This window comes from Kribbella jiaozuonensis (assembly GCF_005233875.1).
GTDB lineage: Bacteria > Actinomycetota > Actinomycetes > Propionibacteriales > Kribbellaceae > Kribbella > Kribbella jiaozuonensis.
This window is the reverse complement of sequence record NZ_SZPZ01000001.1, coordinates 370409-391687: the sequence shown is the minus strand read 5'-3', so window position 1 is coordinate 391687 and position 21279 is coordinate 370409. Positions and strand designations below refer to the sequence as shown.

At 67.2% G+C, this 21279-nt stretch carries 20 protein-coding genes; 10 read left to right on the top strand and 10 right to left on the bottom strand.

All coding sequences use genetic code 11. From position 1 onward, the window contains the following. On the bottom strand, positions 1 to 708 hold the full coding sequence (locus tag FDA38_RS01850; protein WP_137252323.1) for a siderophore-interacting protein: 708 nt from the start codon (positions 706 to 708) through the stop codon (positions 1 to 3). A gap of 87 nt (positions 709 to 795) precedes the next feature. Here FDA38_RS01850 and FDA38_RS01845 point away from each other — a divergent pair, with 87 nt between their 5' ends. Together FDA38_RS01845 and FDA38_RS01840 are read left to right on the top strand one after the other, a co-directional pair. Then, on the top strand, positions 796 to 3375 hold the full coding sequence (locus FDA38_RS01845; RefSeq protein WP_137252322.1) for a GNAT family N-acetyltransferase: 2580 nt from the start codon (positions 796 to 798) through the stop codon (positions 3373 to 3375). Positions 3376 to 3497: 122 nt separating this feature from the next. After that, a complete protein-coding gene (locus FDA38_RS01840; protein ID WP_137252321.1) occupies positions 3498 to 4232 on the top strand; it encodes a Type 1 glutamine amidotransferase-like domain-containing protein in 735 nt (244 codons plus the stop codon). Here the strand turns inward: FDA38_RS01840 and FDA38_RS01835 are convergent. Next, a complete protein-coding gene (locus FDA38_RS01835; RefSeq protein ID WP_137252320.1) occupies positions 4222 to 5088 on the bottom strand; it encodes a helix-turn-helix transcriptional regulator in 867 nt (288 codons plus the stop codon). The two genes, FDA38_RS01840 and FDA38_RS01835, sit on opposite strands and share 11 nt — an antisense overlap. 103 nt (positions 5089 to 5191) lie before the next feature. Here FDA38_RS01835 and FDA38_RS01830 point away from each other — a divergent pair, with 103 nt between their 5' ends. The 3 genes from FDA38_RS01830 to FDA38_RS01820 all read left to right on the top strand — a co-directional run bounded on the left by FDA38_RS01830 (position 5192) and on the right by FDA38_RS01820 (position 7853). Continuing rightward, positions 5192 to 6052 carry an aldo/keto reductase gene (locus tag FDA38_RS01830; RefSeq protein ID WP_137252319.1) on the top strand — a complete coding sequence of 287 codons (861 nt, stop codon included), beginning with the start codon at positions 5192 to 5194 and terminating at the stop codon, positions 6050 to 6052. An 11-nt stretch (positions 6053 to 6063) separates the two neighbouring features. Beyond that, positions 6064 to 6894 carry an oxidoreductase gene (locus tag FDA38_RS01825; protein ID WP_137252318.1) on the top strand — a complete coding sequence of 277 codons (831 nt, stop codon included), beginning with the start codon at positions 6064 to 6066 and terminating at the stop codon, positions 6892 to 6894. Between the two features lie 152 nt (positions 6895 to 7046). Beyond that, on the top strand, positions 7047 to 7853 hold the full coding sequence (locus tag FDA38_RS01820; RefSeq protein ID WP_202877520.1) for a phosphotransferase family protein: 807 nt from the start codon (positions 7047 to 7049) through the stop codon (positions 7851 to 7853). Here the strand turns inward: FDA38_RS01820 and FDA38_RS01815 are convergent. After that, positions 7850 to 8656, bottom strand: a complete 807-nt coding sequence (locus FDA38_RS01815) for a phosphotransferase family protein (protein ID WP_137252317.1) — start codon at positions 8654 to 8656, stop codon at positions 7850 to 7852. The two genes, FDA38_RS01820 and FDA38_RS01815, sit on opposite strands and share 4 nt — an antisense overlap. Before the next feature lie 40 nt (positions 8657 to 8696). Next, positions 8697 to 9065, bottom strand: a complete 369-nt coding sequence (locus FDA38_RS01810; RefSeq protein WP_137252316.1) for a VOC family protein — start codon at positions 9063 to 9065, stop codon at positions 8697 to 8699. 102 nt (positions 9066 to 9167) lie between these two features. On the opposite strand from FDA38_RS01810, the gene FDA38_RS01805 reads away from it, so the two are divergent. Further along, positions 9168 to 9947 (top strand): class I SAM-dependent methyltransferase, encoded by a 780-nt coding sequence (locus FDA38_RS01805; protein ID WP_170989554.1) that lies wholly within the window; start codon positions 9168 to 9170, stop codon positions 9945 to 9947. A 38-nt stretch (positions 9948 to 9985) separates the two neighbouring features. On the opposite strand, the gene FDA38_RS01800 is transcribed toward FDA38_RS01805, so the two are convergent. Next, on the bottom strand, positions 9986 to 10801 hold the full coding sequence (locus tag FDA38_RS01800) for an SAM-dependent methyltransferase (RefSeq protein WP_137252314.1): 816 nt from the start codon (positions 10799 to 10801) through the stop codon (positions 9986 to 9988). 166 nt (positions 10802 to 10967) lie between these two features. Between FDA38_RS01800 and FDA38_RS01795 the strand changes: the two genes are divergently transcribed. Continuing rightward, positions 10968 to 11630 carry a helix-turn-helix transcriptional regulator gene (locus tag FDA38_RS01795; RefSeq protein ID WP_137252313.1) on the top strand — a complete coding sequence of 221 codons (663 nt, stop codon included), beginning with the start codon at positions 10968 to 10970 and terminating at the stop codon, positions 11628 to 11630. 474 nt (positions 11631 to 12104) lie between these two features. Here FDA38_RS01795 and treZ read toward each other — a convergent pair whose 3' ends face one another. The 4 genes from treZ to FDA38_RS01770 form a co-directional block, all read right to left on the bottom strand. Next, positions 12105 to 13832: a malto-oligosyltrehalose trehalohydrolase gene (treZ, locus tag FDA38_RS01785; RefSeq protein ID WP_137252311.1), complete on the bottom strand. Its 1728-nt coding sequence runs from the start codon at positions 13830 to 13832 to the stop codon at positions 12105 to 12107. A gap of 3 nt (positions 13833 to 13835) precedes the next feature. Beyond that, the gene (gene treY, locus FDA38_RS01780) at positions 13836 to 16232 is read right to left on the bottom strand and encodes a malto-oligosyltrehalose synthase (RefSeq protein ID WP_137252310.1); all 2397 of its coding nucleotides are present in this window, start codon (positions 16230 to 16232) and stop codon (positions 13836 to 13838) included. After that, complete coding sequence (gene glgX / locus FDA38_RS01775; RefSeq protein WP_137252309.1) at positions 16229 to 18346, bottom strand: glycogen debranching protein GlgX; 2118 nt, start codon at positions 18344 to 18346, stop codon at positions 16229 to 16231. Before glgX ends, treY begins: the two co-directional genes overlap by 4 nt. 63 nt (positions 18347 to 18409) lie before the next feature. Beyond that, positions 18410 to 19078: a TetR/AcrR family transcriptional regulator gene (locus FDA38_RS01770; RefSeq protein WP_137252308.1), complete on the bottom strand. Its 669-nt coding sequence runs from the start codon at positions 19076 to 19078 to the stop codon at positions 18410 to 18412. Between the two features lie 67 nt (positions 19079 to 19145). On the opposite strand from FDA38_RS01770, the gene FDA38_RS01765 reads away from it, so the two are divergent. Continuing rightward, a complete protein-coding gene (locus tag FDA38_RS01765) occupies positions 19146 to 19835 on the top strand; it encodes a DUF4386 domain-containing protein (protein ID WP_137252307.1) in 690 nt (229 codons plus the stop codon). A gap of 3 nt (positions 19836 to 19838) precedes the next feature. Then, the gene (locus FDA38_RS01760) at positions 19839 to 20600 is read left to right on the top strand and encodes a S1 family peptidase (RefSeq protein ID WP_137252306.1); all 762 of its coding nucleotides are present in this window, start codon (positions 19839 to 19841) and stop codon (positions 20598 to 20600) included. Here FDA38_RS01760 and FDA38_RS01755 read toward each other — a convergent pair whose 3' ends face one another. Then, a complete protein-coding gene (locus FDA38_RS01755; RefSeq protein WP_137252305.1) occupies positions 20601 to 20822 on the bottom strand; it encodes a hypothetical protein in 222 nt (73 codons plus the stop codon). It lies immediately after the preceding gene. Positions 20823 to 20891: 69 nt separating this feature from the next. On the opposite strand from FDA38_RS01755, the gene FDA38_RS01750 reads away from it, so the two are divergent. Continuing rightward, positions 20892 to 21260, top strand: coding sequence for a cupin domain-containing protein (locus FDA38_RS01750; RefSeq protein WP_137252304.1), 369 nt, complete (start codon positions 20892 to 20894; stop codon positions 21258 to 21260). Positions 21261 to 21279 lie beyond the last annotated feature (19 nt).

The window sequence follows — 21279 nt, the reverse complement described above, 5'->3', positions numbered from 1 at the left end:
CTACGCGGCCTTCCAGTAGCCGAGGGATTTCACGCGATGCTTCGGTACGGCGAGATCCTTCAGGACGTACGACGTGAGCGCGCGCGTGGTCGCGGTGTCGCAGGCGATCCAAACGAACGTGTCGGGGCCGATCTCGTTCTTGAGCTCGGCCTTCACGTTCTCGACCATCGCCGGCCGCGGCACCTTGCGCAGCTCGTGATGCGCGGGGTCGATGCGGAACGGGAGCTCGTCGTCGAGGTCATGGGTCGTCTCGAACCAGATCGTCGCGGGGAGCTTCGGGGCGACCGCGAGCAACGAGTTGATCGCGGGCAGCGAGGCCGGATCGCCGATCACCAGCATCCGCGGCGGCAGCGGGTCCGGCACCTCGAACCCGGTCCCCTGCACAGTCGCCTCGATCGTGTCACCGGGCTCGGCCTTGCGGGACCAGTCGCTCGCGCAGCCGTCGTGCAGCGCGAACTCCAGGCTGAATGTGCCGGCCTCGACATCCGGATCGACCAGCGTGTACGCGCGCTGGTGCGGCTTGCCCGCGTTCTCGAACCAGAGCCGCACCCACATCGTCGGATGTACGCCGATCGCCCGCAGCAGACCGCCGTCGGTGAAGTGCACCCGGCGGTAGCGCTCGGTGACCTGTTCGGCAGCCGTGACGGTGAAGACGAAGTCCTTCCCGCGGAACAGCTTGAGCACCACGCCTTCCCAGCCGTGCCCCACTACCCACCTCCGGCGACAATGCTCTTGCGGCTTGGATTGCTGCTTTGTAAGTTAGCGCAGCCTAACCTAACTGAAACGAGGCGCGTTGTGAATGCGAGAGTGTTCCGGGACACGTACGGCGTGCCGCAGCTTCAAGCCGGCGACCCTCTCGCGTTGGTGTATCTGCAAGGCGTGAACGCTGCACGGGACCGGGCGTGGCAGATCGAGCTGGAGCGCCGCCGGTATCTCGGGACGAGCGCCGCGTTCCTCGGGGCGGAGGCGGCTGGGTGGGACGTGTTCGCGCGGCAGGCTCGGTTGGCCGATACCGCTCAGCGGTGTTTCGAGGCGCTGGACGACGAGACGCGCGAGTGGGTCACGGCGTACGTCGAGGGTGTGAATCACGCGCTGCCGGGTGGGGCTCTGCGGGCGCCGGAGTTCGCGGAGACCGGGTTGACGTTGCAGGAGTGGGAGCCGTGGGCGCCGCTCGGGATCTGGCTGGCGATCCATGTGTTGTTCGCGGGGTTCCCGACGAAGTTGTGGCGGACCCATGTTGCGCAACATCTCGGTGAGGATGCGTTGGATCTGTTCTCGTCCGAGGGGCCGCATGGTGCCGGGAGCAACGGGTGGCTGATCCCGGGGTCGTACACCGCGTCTGGTCAGGCGATCGTGGCTGGTGATCCGCATCGGTACGTCGAGAGTCCGGGCGTGTATCAGCAGATCCGGCTGACCTGTCCGGAGTACGACGTACTGGGTCTCGCGGTGCCGGGTATTCCTGGGCTGGCGCACTTCGGGCATACGGGTGGGGTCGCTTGGGCGATCACGAATGCGATGGCGGACTATCAGGATCTGTATGCCGAGCAGCTCCGCCGGACTGCAGGTGGTGTCGAGGCCCTGGGTCCGGACGGGTGGAGGCCGGCGGCTGCGCATGTCGAGGTGGTCGAGGTCGCCGACGCGGATCCGATCTCGGTCGAGGTCATCGAGACCGAGCGTGGTCCGATCATCCAGGACGGCATCAGTCTGCGGTATCCGCCGCGGGTGACCGGGCGGCTCGGTTTCGAGGCGATGGCTAAGTTGCTCCGGGCAACGACTGTGGCTGATGTCGACTCCGCCTTTGACGAGTGGGTCGAGCCGGTGAATGTCGTGCTCGCGGCTGACACCGCCGGCGGGCTGCTGCATCGGACGGCGGGGCTGGTGCCGCGGCGGGATGCCAGCAACCGGATGCGGGTTGTGCCGGGTTGGGAGGCTGCGCATCAGTGGGACGGGTGGTACGAGCCGATGCCGCGGGCCGAGGTGGACGGCCCCGCGGTGATGGCGAACGCTCGTGAGTTGGCGGCGCCGTTGGGGGTTGAGTTCGCGGCTGTGCATCGTTCGGCGCGGATCCGCGAGCTGGTGAATGCTCGCACCGACTGGACCGTCGAGGACATGCCGTCCATCCACAAGGACACGTTCCTGGGCTCGGCCGGCTCAGTCCTCGACCTCTTGGTTGACCTCGACGACCTCTCCACGCAAGCCGTTGCCCTGCGCACCGAACTGTTCGAGTGGGACCGGCGCATGGATGCCACGAGCACGACGGCGTCGTTGTACGCCGCAGTGCGCAAGGCGCTGATCTCGCGGCTCACGGATCACTTCACGGTGCTGGAGAATGCCGAGGTCGCGGAGGTGTTCGAGCCGTGGATGGATCCGCTGACCCACGTCTCCTACGCGCTGGAGAATCTGGTCGCCGCGGACTTGCCGGAGATCAACTTCGCTTGGTTGGCGCGGGAGGCTCTGGAGGAGGTTGCCGCGCAGAAGCCTCGGCCGCCGTGGGGTGAGACGCATCAGCTCTCGCCGTTGCATGCGTTACGCGGTCCGGTGTTCGCGCGGGATGAGGAGCCGTACGATCTGGCGCTCTCCGGCGATCATCATTGCGTGATGTCGACGTCGAGCCTGCCTGGGCTTACTGATGTCTGCATCCGTGCGTCGGCGGCGCGGTATGCGTGGGACCTGGCGGATCGCTCGTCGAGTGCCTGGGTCGTGCCGCTCGGCGCGTCCGGCGTACTCGGGGATCCACATCATCATGACCAGCTTCCGTTGTGGTTGCGTGGGTCGTTGGCGCCGGCGGTCTCCGAGACCGTTCGTGAGGATCGCGGCTATGCGGTTGAGGTGGACGGGTTCGGCACGGTCCTGCTGGAGGAGGCTGATCCGGCGCGGGATCTCGAGCTGATCCACGAATGGGTGACGGCCGAGCGGGCGACGTACTGGGGCATGGGTGAACTGTCGCGCGACGAGATCGCTGCGACGTACCTGTTCCTGGATTCGGTGCCGACGCATCACGTGTACGTCGTGCGGCTGGACGACGTACCGGTGGCGCTGCTGCAGACCTACGATCCGCAGGCCGATCCGGCGGGCGCGGCGTACGACATCAAGGCCGGCGATCTCGGGCTGCATCTGCTGATCGCGCCAGGCGATCCACGGCCGGGCTTCACCGCCAACCTGCTGCAAGCCCTTGCACAGTTCGTATTCGTGCATCTCGGGCACCCGCGGCTCGTGGTCGAGCCCGACGTACGCAACACCCGAGCCATCGACCGCTTCACCCGCACCGGCTTCACCCTCGGCCCCGAAGCCAAGATCCCCCAACCCAACGGCTCAACCAAAACCGCCCAGTTCGCCTTCCTCACAAAGGCCCAGTTCCTGGCCGTCAGGAAGTAGCCGCTCGCCCTGCCGCACGGTTTCTGGACAAATTCTTGGGTGGGGTGTCGGATCGGGGCGGGGGTGTTCGTTGTAGAGGTGAGCGGCGGGCTCCGCCGTGCGGACGACCTAGGAAAGGGACCATGAAGCTTCTGCTGACTTCTGCCGGGATTCACAACGCGACGATCGAGGACGCGCTGGTCGAGCTGCTGGGCAAACCGATCGCGGAGGCCACCGCGCTCGTGATTCCGACCGCTATCTACCCGTTCCGCGGTGGGCAGTTCGGTGCGTATCGGATGATCTCCGGGAACGGTCCGTCGCGTTTCACCGACGTCGGCTGGAAGTCGGTGGGGCTGCTCGAACTGTCGGTGTTGCCGAGTATCGAAGAGGATGCGTGGGTGCCGATCGTCCGCGAGGCCGACGCGCTGCTGTTCTGGGGCGGTGACCCGGTGTTCCTCGCCAACTGGATGCGGCGCTCCGGTCTCGCCGAGCTCCTGCCGACCCTTCGCCCCGAGGCCGTGTACGTCGGGGCCAGCGCCGGAGCCATCGCCGCCGCCTCTACCTTCGTCGAGACCTACACCGAGCCGCCCCTCAGCACCGACGGACCGCTCAAGTCCGAAAGCGTCGTCTTCAGCACGCCAGAGGGCGACATCGACAGGACTCTGGTCACCGCACAAGGCGCAGGGCTGGTCGACTTCGCGGTCATCCCGCATTTCGAGCACCCGCACCACCTCGACGCGTCATTGGCCAACGCCGAGAAGTGGGCAGCACACATTCCCGTACCGACGTACGCGATCGACGACGACTCCGCGATCAAGGTTGTCGACGGCAACATCGAGGTCGTCTCCGAAGGACAGTGGAAACTGTTCACTCCGTAGTGGAGCGCTGCGCCTCGCTGTGCTGGGTGGCCCAACTGGAAAGGAAGCGCAAGGCCTCCGCGGCCGGGCTGTCCGATTCGGCCGTGTAGGTGATGATCACCAGGCCGTCGCCGGGCAGTTCCATGGCTTCGCCGGTGAGCTCGAGGTCGCCGACCAGGGAGTTGTGCAGCCGTTTCGCGGCCGTGCGGTGGTACTTGACGTTGTGGCGCGCCCACCGGGTCCGGAACTCCTCGCTCCTGGTGGCGAGCTCGCCGACGAGATCAGTCAGGCTCTTGTCGTGCGGGTTACGGCCGGCCTCGGCCCGGAGCGCGGCGACCGAGTCGTCCGCGACGTTCTCCCAGTCAAGGAAGAACTCGGGCGCCCGGTGGTCGAGGAACAGGAACCTGGCGACGTTGAACGGCAGGCGGGCGCGGTCGAGGATGCCGTCGTACAAGGCGAGCGCGAGATCGTTGAAGGCGAGGATGTCGGTACGCGCATTCCGGACGTACGCCGGAGTGGCGAGCGCGTCGAGGAGCCGCAGTACTCCGGGGCGCACCTTGGACACCGTCGTACGGCGTGACCCGCGGACCGGGCCGGTCGACGCGCGCGCCAGGTCGAACAGGTGGGCGCGCTCAGCGTCGTCGAGGCGCAGCGCCTGGGCGAGGGAGTCGAGCACTTGTTCGGAGACGCCGGCGAGGTTGCCGCGTTCGAGGCGGATGTAATAGTCGGCGCTGACACCCGCGAGCAGGGCGACCTCTTCGCGGCGCAGCCCAGCCACGCGGCGCTTGTCGCCGAACGTCTGGAGACCGGCCTGCTGCGGCGTCACCTTCGCCCGCCGGCTGGTCAGGAACTCCCGTACGTCGTCCTTGTTGCTCACGGATTCCACCGTACGGGCGGGGACGAGCGCGCTGGGAGGGTCTGCTGGTACCTGGTACACGGGAGACTCCCACCTGTGACAGAGATGGGTGTTCGCTGGACGCATGACCACCCAGACCGTCACGTTGAACAACGGCGTCACGATGCCGATCCTCGGCTTCGGGGTCTTCCAGATCCCGCAGGATCAGACCCAGGCCGCGGTCGAAGCCGCTCTCGAGGCGGGATACCGGCACCTTGACACCGCCGCGTCGTACCTGAACGAGGAAGCCGTCGGCGCCGCGATCGCTGCCAGCGGACTGCCTCGTGACGACCTGTTCGTCACCACCAAGCTGTGGATCCAGCACGCCCCGACCGGCAGCGTCGAGGACGACACGTTGCGCGCGTTCGACACGTCGTTGCGCAAGCTCGGGCTCGACCACCTGGACCTGTATCTGATCCATCAGCCGCTCGGCGACTACTACAGCGAGTGGCGCGCGATGCAGAAGCTCTACCAGGAAGGCCGGTCCCGGGCGATCGGGGTGTCGAACTTCCACCCTGACCGGCTGGTCGACCTGATCGAGCACAACGAGATCACCCCGGCTGTGAACCAGGTCGAGACGCATCCGTTCCACCAGCGCGTCGGCGATCAGGAGTTGATGCGCGAACGCGGCGTACAGATCGAGTCCTGGGGGCCGTTCGCCGAAGGCCGCAACAACCTGTTCACCGATCCGGTTCTCACTGCGATCGCCGAGGTGCACGGCAAGTCGGTCGCTCAGGTCGTACTCCGTTGGCTCGTCCAACGGGATGTTGTCGTTATCCCGAAGTCGGTCCGCCCGGACCGGATGGCCCAGAACCTCGACATCTTCGACTTCGTCCTCACCGACGACGAGCTGAAGCAGATCGCGACGCTCGACACCGGCGACAGCCTGTTCTTCGACCATCGCGACCCAGCCATGGTCAGCTCCCTCGGCAGCCGCAGGATCTAGGAAGGAATCACATGACCACCTGGCTCATCACCGGCTGCTCCACCGGACTCGGCCGCGCCTTCGCCGAGGCCGTCCTCGACCGCGGCCACAATGTTGTCGTCACCGCGCGCGAGGTCGCTCAGGTGCAGGACCTCGCTGAGAAGTACCCCGATACGGCCTTGCCGCTTCCACTCGACGTCACCGATGACCACCAGGTCACGGCCGCTGTCGGCGCGGCCGAGGAGCGGTTCGGCGGCGTCGACGTACTCGTGAACAATGCCGGCTATGGGTATCGCGCCGCTGTAGAGGAAGGCGAGGACGATGCGGTACGGCGGCTGTTCGAGACGCACGTGTTCGGTACGGTGCGCACGATCAAGGCCGTGCTGCCTGGGATGCGTGCTCGGCGTACCGGCACGATCGTGAATCTGTCCTCGATCGGTGCGCGGATCTGCCCTGAGGGTTCGGGCTACTACTCGGCGGTCAAGGCTGCGGTCGAGGCGCTCACCTTGTCGTTGCGCAAGGAGGTGGAGCCGCTCGGCATCACCGCGATGGTCGTCGAGCCGGGCGGCTTCCGCACTGACTTCGCCGGCCGGTCCCTGACCCAGTCCGCCGTACCGATCGCCGACTACGCCGACACCGCAGGCAAGCGGCGCAAGGAACACGACACCGGGCACGCGAAGCAGCCGGGCGATCCGGCGAAGGCTGCGAGCGCGTTGATCCAGGCGGTCGAGTCCGACAACCCGCCGTACATGCTGCTCCTCGGCAACGACACCTCCGACGGCTTCCGCGCTGCACTCGACGCGCTTCGCGCTGAGGCCGATGCCTGGGAGCCCCTCAGCCGGAGCACCGACTTCAACACCTGATCAAGGAGACAGCGTCGCGAGCCTGGTCACGTCCAGCAGCTTCGAACAACTGCCCAACCACCTTCGGCTTGCCCCCTTCCCTCTGAGCTGGCACTCTCTCCGAGTGCGGGAAGGGTAGAACTGCAGGCGGCGCGGAGCCGACCGAGCGGACGTTGGAGTGGGTCGCCGATTCGATCGGGGGCGCGATCAGGTCGGTGCAGGCGTTGCACGACGACCAGGGGCCTTGGCGGGTCGGTGTCGACGTTGGTGGTCGTGAGAGGCAGTTCGTACTGCGTTCGCTCACGCCGCGTATCGATGCGGCGTTGATTGCTACGGGTGCGGCTGCGCTCGAGGTTGCCGAAGTGTATGGGGTGCGGGCTCCGCGGCTTGTTGCGAAGGACCTCGACCGTTGCGTGACCCTGGAGACTGTTGCCTCTGGCAACACCAACTGGCCGCGAACGTTGCCCGTCGCGAGGCTGCGCGCTGCCGGTGCTGCACTCGCGCGAGTCCACGCGATCCGGCTGGAGCCCAGCCCTCACCTGCCGTCGCGCACACGCCCGATTGCGGTCGACGACTTCGCCAGGGACCGGCGCCTGGGCAACCTGCCGACGACGCCACTCCTCAGACAAGCAGACGAGCTGATCCAGAGCCTCCCCCAGCCGCAAGGCGAAACCGTCTTCGTCCACGGCGATGTCTGGCCAGGCAACCTGACCAGCACCTGCACCCTGATTGACTGGAAGACGGCCGGCGTCGGCAACCCCGGCGTAGATCTCGGCGAGCTCCGCAAGCAGATAGCCATCACGTACGGCGCAACACCCCAGCACATCGTGGACGCCTGGGAGTCAGCCTCCGGCAGGCCGGCCACAGACATCCCGTACTGGGACGCAGTCGCCGCCCTCAACACCCCAACGACCCTCTACAACCCAGAGGCCACCGCTAGACGCGACGCCTTCCTGCGGGCAGCTCTCAGCCAGCTCTAAAGGACTCCGTCGAGCGCTTCTCGTAGCTCGTCGAGGCCGTCGAGGCCTAGTTGGCGGCCGTTGGGGAACTGGTCGGCTCGGTCCCAGCGCCAGGTGGTGACCATCGCGAGCACGAGGATGCGGCAGACGTCGACCAGGTCTTGATCGGCCTCCGGGTAGTGCGCGGTGACTTCCTCGGGTGCGTGGGCGAGATCGAATTCGACCGGGCCGCGGCAGCACGTCTCGAGGTCGATGAAGAGCGGGCCTTGCTTCGTGTTGAGCAGGTTGCCCGGGTGCGGTTCGCCGTGCAGCAGTTGCTCGGACGCGTGGTGGTCGGCGATCGTACGTCGCAGGTATCGCAGGGCATTGTCGAGAAGGTCCCGGCCTGCGTCGGCGAGATCCGGAGTACTTTCGCGGTTCGCCACGAGTTCCTGGGCTTCCGCGATCCGATCCGTGTAGTGCGGCGACGGGATGTCGATCTTGCGCATGCCCGCGTGCAGCCGCTCGAGTGCGTCGGCGTACTCGCCAGGAATCAGCTCACCTGCCACGGATTCGTAGTACGTCCACAGCGTGACGACGAAGCCGTCACGTTCATAGACCCGCGGTTCCACGCGAGGCTCCAGCGCGGCCATCGGACTACCGAATTCGACCAACTGCTGAGCGATGTCGACCTCGAACTGCGCATTCTGCTCGTGGACCGGAGCCACCCGCGCCATCACGTCACAAGGCAACAGCCGCAGCGCCAGCTTGTTCGAGTTGTGGAGTACTACCGCCTCCTCAACCACCAGGCCGTTGGACGAGGCGATCCATTTCGCCGTATCCATCGCTCGCGCACCTTCGGACGCCTCCACAGTTCTCCTTCGATCAGTCGTTGGGTTCGAGACAGAATTCGTTGCCTTCGGGATCGGCCATCATGATCCAGCCGCCGGGTTCCGCCGTACGACGATCGTCGACGACCACCGCACCGAGCGCCTGCAGCCTGGCGAACTCGTCGTCCTGCGAACCGCCCTGCGGCAGGAGATCGAGGTGGACCCGGTTCTTCCCGCCCTTCGGCTCGGGCACCTCGACGAACACCAGCTGCGGCCCGTCCCGCTCCGGGTCAGCCACCACCCAGAACGGATTCCCCGGCATCTCGACCTTCTCCGCCGGCCAGCGCGTCACCGCACTCCAGAACCGCGCGACCGCTGCGGAATCGCCACAATCAAAGGTGACGTTCAAGATCGCACTACGCATGAATCTCCTCGCCGACCCGCGCGGGCCTTCTGAACATCATGAACGCTCACGACCGCGAACGCCTGCGGTTTATTGACTGGAGCGGGGCGCTACCGTAAGCGCGTGAGCATTGATCCGGTAGCGCACAACCGTGCGGCGTGGGACCTTCAGGTCGAGAGCGGCAACGAGTGGTCGCGCCCGATCACTCCCGAGACCGTCGCACGGGCACGCGCCGGTGACTGGTCCGTCGTGCTCATCGGGTACAAGCCGGTCGACCGAGAGTGGTTCCCCGCGGACCTGTCCGATGTGGACATCCTCGGCCTGGCCTCGGGCGGCGGGCAGCAAGGCCCGACGCTCGCCGCGGCCGGCGCGCGGGTGACGGTCTTCGACAACTCGCCGCGTCAGCTCGCACAGGATCAGCTGGTCGCGGAGCGCGAGGGTCTGGAGCTGCGCACGGTACTGGGCGACATGCGCGATTTGTCGGAGTTCGCCGACGCCTCGTTCGACCTCGTCTTCAACCCGGTGTCGAACTTGTTCGTACCCGAGCTCGCACCCGTGTGGCGCGAGTGCTTCCGTGTACTGCGACCGGGCGGCACGCTGCTGTGCGGCTTCCTCAACCCTGACGTGTACCTGTTCGACAACGAGGCCATGGACACCCGCGGCGAACTGATCGTCCGCCACCGCCTGCCGTACAGCGACCTCACGCATGTCCCGGCCGAGGAACGCGAGCGCCTGTGGGGAGCCAACGCGCCCCTGGAGTACAGCCACACAATGGCCGAACAACTCGGCGGCCAACTAGCCGCCGGCTTCGTAATCACCGCCTTCGACGAAGCCCCCCACCACGCCGACGCCACCGCCGGCTGGCTCCCCGGCTACTTCGCCACCCGAGCCGTCAAACCCTAAGAAATACGGGGCCACCGCGGGCGCTGCCGCAGTACGAGCTAGTTCTTGCGGGCGAGTACTGCTGCGATCAGGCGTTGGTAGTCGTTGGGGTCTTCGGGGGTGTCGTCGTTGCGCCATTCGGAGGCGGGGACGATGCCGGGGTCCAGCACTGTGAAGCCGTCGCCGAAGAGGGCGAGGATCTGGTCGTCGGTACGCCAGCGGCCGCGGCCCAGGGAACCCTGGAGGACGGCTTCGAGTTCTTGGCTGCGGGGGTCGTTCTCGCTGCGGAAGTGGCTGATGAAGACGTGGCTGCCGGAGGCGATGTGGTCGCGCCAGAAGCGGACGATGGCGGCCGGGTCCTCGTCGTCGTTCACGTGGTGCAGGGTGGCGCTGAAGATCACGCCGACTGGGTTGCCGAAGTCGATCAGCCGCACGGTGTCGGGATGCTCGAGGATCGCCTTCGGCTCGCGCAGGTCGGCTTGGATGACGGTGGTGTTGTCGTTCTCCGCGAGCAGAGCGCGCCCGTGCGCGAGCACGATCGGGTCGTTGTCGACGTACACGACCTTTGCGTCCGGTGCGTACCGCTGGGCGACCTGGTGCACGTTGTCGGCGGTCGGCAGGCCGCTGCCGAGGTCGATGAACTGCCGCACCGGCGTGTTCGTGACGATCTCCTGGACCGCCCGGATCAGCGCGCCGCGGTTGTCGTACGCGATCATCCGCGAGCCGGGCAGTTCGTTGATGAACCGGTCCCCGAACGCGCGGTCCACCGCGAAGTTGTCCTTGCCCCCGAGCAAGTAGTCGTACGTCCGGGCGATGCTCGGCTTACTGGTGTCGAACGGGTACGCCGAACCCACCTGCTCGTTTGCGTCAGCCATCGCGCGGAACCCTTCCTCTCGAGACAGATGTCACTCTATGCGACGCGGAAACCACACCGCTCCGGACCCCGGCCTGTCACGTTCGACCGACGCCGTACCACCGCCGAACCCCGGTCCGTCCGGCGATGTCATCGTTATGTCATCGCCCACCGCGATCGTGGGTGCCATGAATGGTCAGCTCTCCCTGGTACCGGTCCCCGGCGCACAGAAACCCGCGTACGGCGGAATCGCCGAGCTGCTCGCATCCGCCCAGAACGAGGTGGTCGCGATGAGCACGCTCACCCCGGCCGCGCCCGCGTTCAACCCGCGCGAGGTCAGGCGCGGAGTGCGCTACCGAGCCATCCACCCGGACCGAGCCCGTACGACGCCCGCCCTCGGCCGGCACCTCGGCGCGCTGTCGCTGGCCGGAGTCGCGGTCCGCACGATCCCGCGGGTGCCGATGGACATGATCGTCGTCGACGGCTCGGTGGTCGTGCTGCCTGCCGACACCGGCAACGGCAACATCGCAGTACTGCGGCTGACCAGCGTCGTGACGACAGCGCTGGAGCTGTTCGAGCGGATCTGGCCGGACGCCGTACCGCTGGCCGGCCCGGAGCTGCCGGACCGGGCGGACCTGTCGGTGCGTGAGCAGGAGATGCTCCGGCTGCTCGCCCTCGGCGCGACCGACGAGCTGGTCGCGGCACACCTCGACATCTCGGTCCGGACGACACGGCGGATCGTGGCCCGGGTCATGAACCGCCTCGGCGCCCGCAGCCGTTTTCAGGCCGGCGTCAAAGCTGCCGACCGCGGCTGGCTGCCGGTCGACGACGGGCTCACTGCCACCGGGTGAAGGACCAACGCGACCCGACCCCCGGCGTCGGCAGACGTGCCGAAACGGCCGTCGGACTCGCGGACGACGGCCGCTCATCGGGCTGTGCAGAAACGGTGACCTGGTCTGGCGGGCCCTGCCACCGGAATTGTCAGTTCAGTGTGTGTTTCGGTGCTTCGTGGTCGCGGCGTCGGTCCGGTTTGGTTTCGTGCACCGCGTGGTCCGCAGTACGTGGGGCCGGGCACACCGGGCCTCGACGGATCGGTCCGCCGCCCAGCCTCCGGCTCTTCCACTGCTTTTCTTCGTAATCGTAGTAAGTGTCGACTCCTCCGACAGTCATCCGGCCTCCCTAAAACCCCCCGTCCCCTGCTGGCCCATCAACAGTCCGTCACGACAACCCCGACAGACAAGCGATTCCAGAAATCACCATCGATCAACACGCTTGAACGCCTGCTTGTGTTGGTTTGCCCCACAAATGTGCAGCGTTGGAAAGTCTCAGACGGAGACGATCGCGACGCCGTGACCGGGCAACCACAGTCCGGCGTCGGCCAGCTCGGCCCTGCCGAATGCCATCACCAGGTACTCCGGGGGCCCGTCGACCGGCACGATCCCGTCCTCCGCGGCCAGATTCGCCACCACCCGCAGGCTGCCGCGCGTCACCACCAGCCAGCTCCCGGCCGGGTCGAACGAGATCCCGACGGACTCGAGCCGGTCATCGCGAAGCTCCGGCATCCGCGCCCGGAACGTGATCAGGTGCCGGTACCAGGTCAGCAACTCGTGATGCGGCGACTCGTCCGGCTCCGACCAGTCGAGCACCGAGCTCCGCCAGGTCTGCGGATCCTGCGGGTCCGGAATCTCGTCGGCGCTCCAACCGAAGTCCGCGAACTCCCGGCGCCGCCCGGTCCGGACCGCGTCGGCCAGCTCCGGCTCGCCGAAGTCGGTGAAGAACCGCCACGGCGTCGAGGCGCCCCACTCCTCACCCATGAACAGCATCGGCGTGTACGGCGACGTCAGCACCAGCGCGGCGCCGATGGCGAGCTGCCCCGGCGTCAGTGCCGGCCGGTCGCCGAGCGCCCGGTTGCCGATCTGGTCGTGGTTCGACGTGTAGACGAGGAACTGGCCGCCGTGTTCCTTCCGCGGATCGACCGGCCGACCCCAGATCTTGCCGCGGAACGTCGAGTACGTCCCGTCGTGCATGAACACCCGCGTCAGCGTCTTCGCGAACACAGCAGGGTCGCCGAAGTCCACGTAGTACCCGAAGCGCTCGCCGGTCAGCAAGGAATGCAGCGCATGGTGGAAGTCATCACTCCACTGCGCGGTCATACCCATCCCACCCGTGGACACCGGCTCGACGGTGCGCGGATCGTTGAGGTCGGACTCGGCTACCAGCCCAAGCGGCCGCCCAAGTTCACGGGAGAGCTCTGCGGTCTCCTCTGACAGCTGCTGCAGCAGATGTGTCGGGCTGTCGTCGACCAGCGCGTGTACGGCGTCCAGCCGCAGCGCGTCGACGTGGAAGTCGCGGAACCAGCGCAGTGCGTTGTCGCAGATCCACCGGCGTACCTCTGCGCTGCCTATGTCGTCCAGATTGACCGCGGGGCCCCACGGGGTGGAGTGGCGGTTGGTGAAGTACGGACCGAAGCTGGCGAGGTAGTTTCCGCTCGGACCGAGGTGGTTGTAGACGACGTCGAGACAAACGGCCAGTCCGGCCTCATGGCACCGGTCGACGAACCGCTGCAGTGCCTCCGGTCCGCCGTACGGCTCATGGACTGCGTAGAGGTCCACACCGTCGTACCCCCAGCCTTGTACGCCGGGGAACGCGGCGACCGGCAGCAGCGAGACCACCTCAACGCCCAGCACGGCCAGGTAGTCCAGGTGCTCGGCGGCCGCGTCCAGCGTGCCGCCTGCGGTGAAGGTGCCCAGGTGCAGCTCGTAGAAGACGGACCCGCCGACGTCCCGCCCGGTCCAGTTGTCGTCGCTCCACTCGAAACGGTCCGGCTCGAAGACCCGGCTGAACCCGTGGACGCCGTCCGGCTGCCACGGGCTGCGCGGATCGGGCATCGGGTCGCTGCCGTCGACGGAGTACGCGTAGTCGGTGCCGTGGTGCGCCTCGACGACGTGCCGCTCCCACCAGCCGTCGGTGCTCCCGCGCATCGGGAGTACGCCGTCGCGCAGTACCAGGTCGACGTTGGTTGCCTCAGGCACCCAGACACGGAAGGTGTGCATGCGTCAGCTCCTGACCAGCAGGGCCACTGGCAGATCCGTCAGCAGGTCCTCGATCCTGGCAGCACCACTACCGACCTCGCGACCGGTCAACACGTTCTTCCATTGCCCACTCGGCAGCACTACTGCGCTATCGCCCCAGCCACCCAGGCGCTGCAGTGCGGCGGGCAGTCTGGTCGCCACGGTGATGACCGCGTCGCCACGGGCGAAAGCGACCGCATGTCCGTTGGACGTCGGCAGCGGTGCGTAGCTGCCGGCAAAGGCCTGCGGGTACTGACGCCGGATGCGGAGTGCACGTGACGTGATCAGCAGCTTCTCGTCGGACAGGTCCTCCGGCTTGCCACCGCCGTCCAGATGCTGCAGCCGAGCGATACGCCGCTCGTAGTCCACCGGCCGGCGGTTGTCCGGGTCGACCAAGGACAGGTCCACCAATTCGGTGCCCTGATAGACATCCGGTACGCCGGGCATCGTCAACTGCACCAGCTTCTGCCCCAGCGTGGCTGCCCTGACGTAGCCGGTCTGGTCGTCGGCAAAGCGGCGTACCGAGTCGAGGACGCTGTCGTCGTGCAGGACTGCGGTGACGAAGGCAGCGACCGTCTGCTCGTACTCCTCGTCCGGTGAGGTCCAGGACGTGGTGCGCTTGGCCTCGCGGATCGCCTTGAGCAGATAGGCCTGCAGGCGGTCCTCGGCGAGCGGTCCGTCGTCCCAGGTGCCGAAGAGCGTCTGCCAGAAGAGGTACTCCGTACTGCCGTCCAGCAACGGATTGCGGTGATCCTCCGACAGCCGGCGCCATTCGCGGACCGCCTCGGACCACGCCGCGGGCTGCTCCGACAGCACACCGAGTCGCGCACGCACGTCCTCAGATCGCTTGGTGTCGTGAGTCGACAGCGTGGTCATCGTCTTGGGCCAGTGTTTGTTCAGCTGGGTCGCGTACGCGTGGAACTCCTCCGGAGTGACACCGAAGTGCTCCGGGTCCCCACCGACCTCGTTCAGCGACGTCAACCGGAACCAGCGGTAGAACGCGGTGTCCTCAACGCCCTTCGCCATCACCGGACCGCAGGTCTGCTGGAAGCGCACGATCAGCTCGGCCCTAGCCCGCTCGTCGATCGTGCTGGTCTCCCGACCGAGCAGCAGATGCAGTACGACGTCCAACGTGGCCTGCCGGTCCTCGTCGAGGTTCTCCCGCGCCTTCTCGGCCGCCCGCTCCAGCGCGGCCACCGCTGTCGGCGACGGCTCCTCCCCTGGTACGACGTACGCGCGGTAGACGTCGAAGTGGACGAGCAGCTCAGCTACGACCTCGTGGAACGCCCGCCTGGTGTGGTCACGCAGTCGTACGTCGTCCTGGCAGATGCGGGCCAGCAACTCGACCAGCCGATGCACCTCGGCGTACTGCCCGTGCTGGACGATCTCGCGCTTCGCCTCCTCCACGACCGGTCCGAAATCGGCTGGAGCACCGGTGAGCTCGGAGTGCAGCGCTGCGAGGGGTGCAGCACCAGACGGGTCGACGAACAGGCCGCCGACGCGCAGGAGAGCGTCGTACCCGGTGGTGCCGGCGCAGGGCCAGTCGCTGGGCAGCTCTTCGTCGCCCTCGAGGATCTTCTCCACTACAACCCACGCACCGCCGGTCCGCTCGGCCAGTCGGCGCAGGTAGCCGCGCGGGTCGGCCAGTCCGTCCGGGTGATCGATGCGGAAGCCGTTCAGCTTGCCGTCGTTCAGCAACGCCAGCAGGAGCTGGTGGGTCGCGTCGAAGACCTCCTGTGTTTCTTGACGGATCGCAGCGAGGGTGTCGACGTCGAAGAAGCGCCGGTAGTTCAGCTCCTCGTCGGCGACCCGCCAATGGGCGAGGCGATACCACTGCTCCGTCACCAGTGCGGCGATCGGCAGGTCCTCGGTCCCCGGGCGCAGTGGGTACTCGTGCTCGTAGTACCGCAGTACGCCGTTGTCCACGGACAGCTCGCCGTCGGCCAGCACCTTGCCGATCCGCTGACCCAGCACCGCCATCAGCAGCGGCTGGTTACCCGAGCCCCAGTCCACGTCGAACCACTCCGCGTACTGCGAACCCGGGCCGAGCCGCAGTACGGACCAGAGCGCCTTGTTCAAGCTGGCCGGTGTCGGAACAGCGACATGGTTGGGTACGACGTCCGCGATCGCACCCATGCGGCTCTCGGCCAACCGCGCCGACAGCCGCTCGAACGCCGGCAGTCCACCCATCGGCTCGGACAGCCGGCTGTGGTCCACCACGTCGTACCCGTGGGTGGAACCGGGCGCGGCCTGGAGAATCGGGGACAGGTAGGCGTGGGAGATCCCGAGGCTCTGCAGGTACGGGACTACCGCGGCGGCGGCGTCGAAGCCGAACTCCGCGCGGAGCTGGAACCGGTAGGTGGCCTGCGGGACCCCCCTCATCCGGCAGCCTGCCTCGGGCGGGTGAGTACGAGCGTGCTGCGGGCTTCCAACTGGATGGTGTTGCCGGCGACGTATGGCTCGTCACTCGCCCCGCCAGTGGCACTCGTGGTGTCCACAGCGACTGTCCAGCTCTCGCCGTACTCCTCCGGTGGTAGCAGGAAGTCAACCGGCTCGTAGTTGCTGTTCATCAGCACGAGGAACGAGTCGTCGACCACCGGCTCGCCGCGTGGGTCCGGCTCGGAGATCGCATCGCCGTTCAGGAATACCGCGATCGCGCGGGCGTCGTTCTGCTGCCAGTCGCCGTTCTGCATCTCGGTGCCCTTGGGCGTGAACCAGACCAGGTCACCGAGGCCGTCGACGCCGGTGTCGCCGTGGAAGAACCGGCGCCGGCGCAGCACCGGATGGTTGTTGCGCAACCGGACTACGGAGCGAGTGAACTCCAGCAGGTGCTTCTGCGGCTCGGTCAGCTCCCAGTCGACCCAGGCGAGCTCGTTGTCCTGGCAGTACACGTTGTTGTTGCCCAGCTGCGTCCGGCCGAGCTCGTCGCCGTGGGCGATCATCGGCACGCCCTGCGAGATCAGCAGCGTGGTGAGGAAGTTGCGCTGCTGGTTGGCGCGCAGTCGCAGTACTTCGGGGTCGTCGGTCGGGCCCTCGACGCCGCAGTTCCAGGAGCGGTTGTGGCTCTCGCCGTCCTTGCCGCCCTCGCCGTTCGCGTCGTTGTGCTTGTCGTTGTACGAGACCAGGTCGCGCAGCGTGAAGCCGTCATGGGCGGTGATGAAGTTGATGCTCGCCAGCGGCCGGCGGCTGTCGTCCTGGTACAGGTCCGACGAGCCGGTCAGCCGGGAGGCGAACTCGGCCAGCGTGTACTGCTCACCACGCCAGAAGTCCCGCACGGTGTCGCGGAACTTCCCGTTCCACTCCGTCCACAGCGGCGGGAAGTTGCCCACCTGGTAGCCGCCGTCACCGACGTCCCACGGCTCGGCGATCAGCTTCACCTGGCTCACCACCGGGTCCTGCTGGACCAGGTCGAAGAACGCCGACAGCCGGTCGACTTCATGGAACTGGCGGGCCAGGGTGGCCGCCAGGTCGAAGCGGAAACCGTCGACGTGCATCTCGGTGACCCAGTAGCGCAGCGAGTCCATGATCAGCTGCAGCACGTGCGGGTGCCGCATCAGCAGGCTGTTGCCGGTGCCGGTGGTGTCGTAGTAGTGCCGCTTGTCCTCGTCGACGAGCCGGTAGTACGCCTCGTTGTCGATGCCCTTGAACGACAGGGTCGGACCGTACTCGTTCCCCTCGGCGGTGTGGTTGTAGACCACGTCGAGGATGACCTCGATATCCGCCTCGTGCAGCGCCTTCACCATCGCCTTGAACTCGGTCACCTGCTGCCCGCGGGTGCCGGTCGACGAGTAGGCGTTGTTCGGCGCGAAGAAGCCGATCGTGTTGTAGCCCCAGTAGTTGGACAGGCCCAACTCCTGCAGGTGGCCGTCCTGGGCGAACTGGTGCACCGGCATCAGCTCGATCGCCGACACCCCGAGTTCCTTGAGGTGCTCGATGGTTGCCGGGTGCCCGATACCGGCGTACGTGCCGCGGATGTTCTCCGGGAGGCCGGGGTGCGTCTTGGTGAGGCCCTTGACGTGCGCCTCGTAGATGACGGTCTCGTGGTACGCGTGGCCCGGCGGGCGGTCGTTGCTCCAGTCGAAGAACGGGTTGGTGACCACCGAGAGCATGGTGTGCTCGCGGTTGTCCATCGTGTTCAGCTCGTCGGGCTTGGCGAACCGGTAGCTGAACAGCGACTCGTCCCCGTCGATCTGTCCGTCGATCGCCTTCGCGTACGGGTCCAGCAGGAGCTTGGACGGGTTGCACCGGTGGCCCTCGGCCGGGTTGTACGGGCCGTGCACGCGGAAGCCGTACCGCTGCCCGGGCTGCACCCCCGGCAGGTAAGCGTGGTGCACGAAACCGTCCACCTCGGTCAGCTGCACCAGCTGCTCGGCACCGTCGTCAGCGACCAGCGCCAGATCCACTCGTTCGGCAACCTCCGAGAACAGCGCGAAGTTCGTCCCGGCGCCGTCGTACGTGGCACCGAGAGGGTAAGGACGACCTGGCCATTTCTGCACCTGACGACAGTAGCCACCTCCGACGTTGGAGACCTCATCGGTAGGAGTTTTGAGTGCGAGTGTTCACTCGTCGCCCGTGATGCCGTCGAGGATGCGGTGCAGACCCCACAGGTACTGCTCGGTGGTGACGAATCGGGCCATGGTGGGGACCGCTGCGGCGGAGCGCGGGAAGACCTCGGCGGGGATCTGCTCGTAGGTGGCGCGACGGCGCGCGACACGGACATCTTCGGACGGAAGCGGGCCCGGATCGGTCTCGTCCGAGACCTCCAGCGCGATCGATCCGAGGACGTAAACGATCAGCAGGTACGTCGAACGCGCCGCCTCGACCGGATCGATGCCGGCGTCGATGAGGAGACCGAGCAGCCGCTCGTTGAGGTCCGTCGTACGCGGACCGTCCATCGGACCGCTCATCAGCAGCGCGCCGGCGCCGGGATGTGCGACCAGGTTCGTGCGGACGTCGAGGGCGAGCGCCTCGATCCGGTCCCGCCAGGGCAGGGTCTCGTCGGCGAAGCCGCCGCTGTCGGCGTCGCCGAGCAGTTTCTCGACCAGCGCCGCGACGACGGCTGACTTGTCAGGGAAGTACGTGTAGACGGCGTTCGGCGCGACGCCGACCTTCGCCGCGATGCCACGGATCGACGCCTGACCGCCCTCGTCCAGGAGCTGGAGCGCGGCGGTCAGGAGCTCGTCCTCGGTCAGGGTTCGTCGCGGCCCGGGCCGCCCTCTCGTAGCCATCTCTGGACAGCGTACAGAATTACGTGCACACTATCTCTGTACACCGTACAATTTCTTGGGAGGGGCCATGCGCCGTACTACTGGAATCCTGTTCGTCATCTCCGCCGCGAGCTTCGCCGTCGCCGCGAGCGTGCTGTCCGCGACCTTCGACTGGCCGGACATCCTGCGGGAGCCGGCCGACAAGGTCCTGAGGTCGTACGTCGACGGCGGCGCCGGGCTGACCTGGACCTGGTTCGCCACCGCCTGGACGTACGGGCTGCTGGCGATCCCGATCCTGATGTTGCCGCAGGCAATCAAACGCACGGACTCGACGCTGCTGCGGGTGGCGACCGCACTGGGGGCCGTGTCGGTGCTGCTGTCGCTGATCGGCTTCCTGCGCTGGGTTTTCGTCGTACCACCGTTGGCTCACGCGTATGTGGACGGGGACAGCGCCGCGGCGGCCGCGTGGACCGCGCAGCATCAGTACGGCGGGGCGTTGCTGGGTGAGCATCTGGGACAGGTGCTCGCGATCGCGTGGAGCATCCTCGTCAGTCTGCTTGTACTGCGGTCGGCGGTGCTGCCGCGGTGGATCGGCTGGGTGGGGCTGGTCGCGAGTCTGCTCTATCTGGCCAACCAAGGGGATGTGCTCGCGACTGCGGTGCCCGGGTTCCCGGTGTGGGATGCGGCCGGACTCATCGGGAGTACGGCGTGGGGGCTGTGGACGATCCTGCTCGGCGTGGGAGTTTACTTGCAGCGATCGTCATCTCACGTGGAGTAGTGAATGCTGAAGCGGGCTGCACTTGTTGTCGGGGTTCTGCTGGCCGTCACGGCCGGCGCGAAACCGGTCGTTGTCGGCGGGACGCTGGCGAGTTCGACCGAGGCGCCGTGGGCGATCGCGCTGAACAACACGCAGTCCGCGTCGGACAGCGGGCGGTACTGCGGCGCCGTACTCGTGCGGCCGAACAAGATCGTCACGGCCGCGCACTGCATGGACGAGGACATCTCGACGTACTACGCCGTGCAGGGGCGGGCGAATCTGGCGGACGACTCGGTCGGGCAGGCATCCGCGATCAGCAAGGTGTGGATTCATCCCGGGTACAACACCAAGGACAACCGCTACGACTTCGCCGTACTGACCTTGGCGAAGCCGTTCGTCGGAGTTCCGGTGCTGCCGCTCGAGACGCGGGCGCGGGCGGATCGCAATGGCGCCGTACCGACGGTCTACGGGTGGGGTGACACGGAAGGGACCGGGCTGGACGACACGCTGCAGAAGGCAGCGGTGCCGGACCTCGGGGACAAGACCTGCCTGGCGGTCAAGAGCTACGTCACCAACGGGTACGCCGCCGCGACCAACGTCTGCGCCGGATACCTCAACGGCGGGATCGACGCCTGCCAAGGCGATTCCGGCGGTCCGCTGGTGCTGAACGGCCGGCTGCTCGGTGTCGTGTCGTGGGGTCAGGGCTGCGCCCAGCCCGGCAAGCCCGGCGTGTACGCCGAGACCGCGGCCGTCGCCAAGGCACTCGCGCCGCAGCTGGCTCGCTAGCTACAGCACCGCGCCCCGCGGCGCGACCTCCAGGCCGGCGACACCGCGCGCGTACAGCACGAGAAGCCGGTCACCGTGCCTGCACCGGAGCATGCCGGTATTGCCCGCGAGCGCCGCGACCGCGCGATCGACCACGTCGTCATCGGTCGCGCCGGCCTCCTCGTAGGTGACATCGAGTTGGTCACCGCTGATGAGCCGAACCCGCAACACGATGCTTGCCATCTCCGCAGCCTACGTCGATCCACACCGACCGGCGTTTCGTCCGGAGTGCCGCGGAGGGAGACTGACGCCATGGCTGAAGCTGTTCGCGTGATCAAGGCCGGCGATCTGGTCGCCGCCGACCCGACGTCCGGGATGCTGCGGATGCGGGCGTTCGAGCTGCCGATTCTGTGGTCCGGCCAGGTGATCACCGAGCCGGGCGCGATCTCCGGCTGGCACCACCATGACAAGAACGAGAGCAGCCTCTACATCGTCCGCGGCGTACTCCGGTTGGAGTTCGAAGGCACCGACGAGTACCTCGACGCGGTGGCCGGCGACTTCGTCCATGTCCCCGCCTTCACCATCCACCGCGAAAGCAACCCCAGCTCGGACCCGTCCCTCGCGATCATCGCCCGAGCGGGCGGCGGCATCCCGACGGTCAACGTCGAACCTCCTCGATAGTTATTACGGGCGTCCATAA

What these genes read in the sequence shown, in the direction of transcription:
- FDA38_RS01830 (WP_137252319.1), top strand. Translation starts at nt 5,192, where the DNA reads ATGACCACCCAGACCGTCACGTTGAACAACGGCGTCACGATGCCGATC.
- treY (WP_137252310.1), bottom strand. Translation starts at nt 16,232, where the DNA reads ATGAGGGGGGTCCCGCAGGCCACCTACCGGTTCCAGCTCCGCGCGGAG.
- FDA38_RS01815 (WP_137252317.1), bottom strand. Translation starts at nt 8,656, where the DNA reads ATGGATACGGCGAAATGGATCGCCTCGTCCAACGGCCTGGTGGTTGAG.
- FDA38_RS01810 (WP_137252316.1), bottom strand. Translation starts at nt 9,065, where the DNA reads ATGCGTAGTGCGATCTTGAACGTCACCTTTGATTGTGGCGATTCCGCA.
- FDA38_RS01825 (WP_137252318.1), top strand. Translation starts at nt 6,064, where the DNA reads ATGACCACCTGGCTCATCACCGGCTGCTCCACCGGACTCGGCCGCGCC.
- FDA38_RS01840 (WP_137252321.1), top strand. Translation starts at nt 3,498, where the DNA reads ATGAAGCTTCTGCTGACTTCTGCCGGGATTCACAACGCGACGATCGAG.
- FDA38_RS01770 (WP_137252308.1), bottom strand. Translation starts at nt 19,078, where the DNA reads ATGGCTACGAGAGGGCGGCCCGGGCCGCGACGAACCCTGACCGAGGAC.
- FDA38_RS01795 (WP_137252313.1), top strand. Translation starts at nt 10,968, where the DNA reads ATGAATGGTCAGCTCTCCCTGGTACCGGTCCCCGGCGCACAGAAACCC.
- treZ (WP_137252311.1), bottom strand. Translation starts at nt 13,832, where the DNA reads ATGCACACCTTCCGTGTCTGGGTGCCTGAGGCAACCAACGTCGACCTG.
- FDA38_RS01755 (WP_137252305.1), bottom strand. Translation starts at nt 20,822, where the DNA reads ATGGCAAGCATCGTGTTGCGGGTTCGGCTCATCAGCGGTGACCAACTC.
- FDA38_RS01800 (WP_137252314.1), bottom strand. Translation starts at nt 10,801, where the DNA reads ATGGCTGACGCAAACGAGCAGGTGGGTTCGGCGTACCCGTTCGACACC.
- FDA38_RS01765 (WP_137252307.1), top strand. Translation starts at nt 19,146, where the DNA reads ATGCGCCGTACTACTGGAATCCTGTTCGTCATCTCCGCCGCGAGCTTC.
- FDA38_RS01760 (WP_137252306.1), top strand. Translation starts at nt 19,839, where the DNA reads ATGCTGAAGCGGGCTGCACTTGTTGTCGGGGTTCTGCTGGCCGTCACG.
- FDA38_RS01750 (WP_137252304.1), top strand. Translation starts at nt 20,892, where the DNA reads ATGGCTGAAGCTGTTCGCGTGATCAAGGCCGGCGATCTGGTCGCCGCC.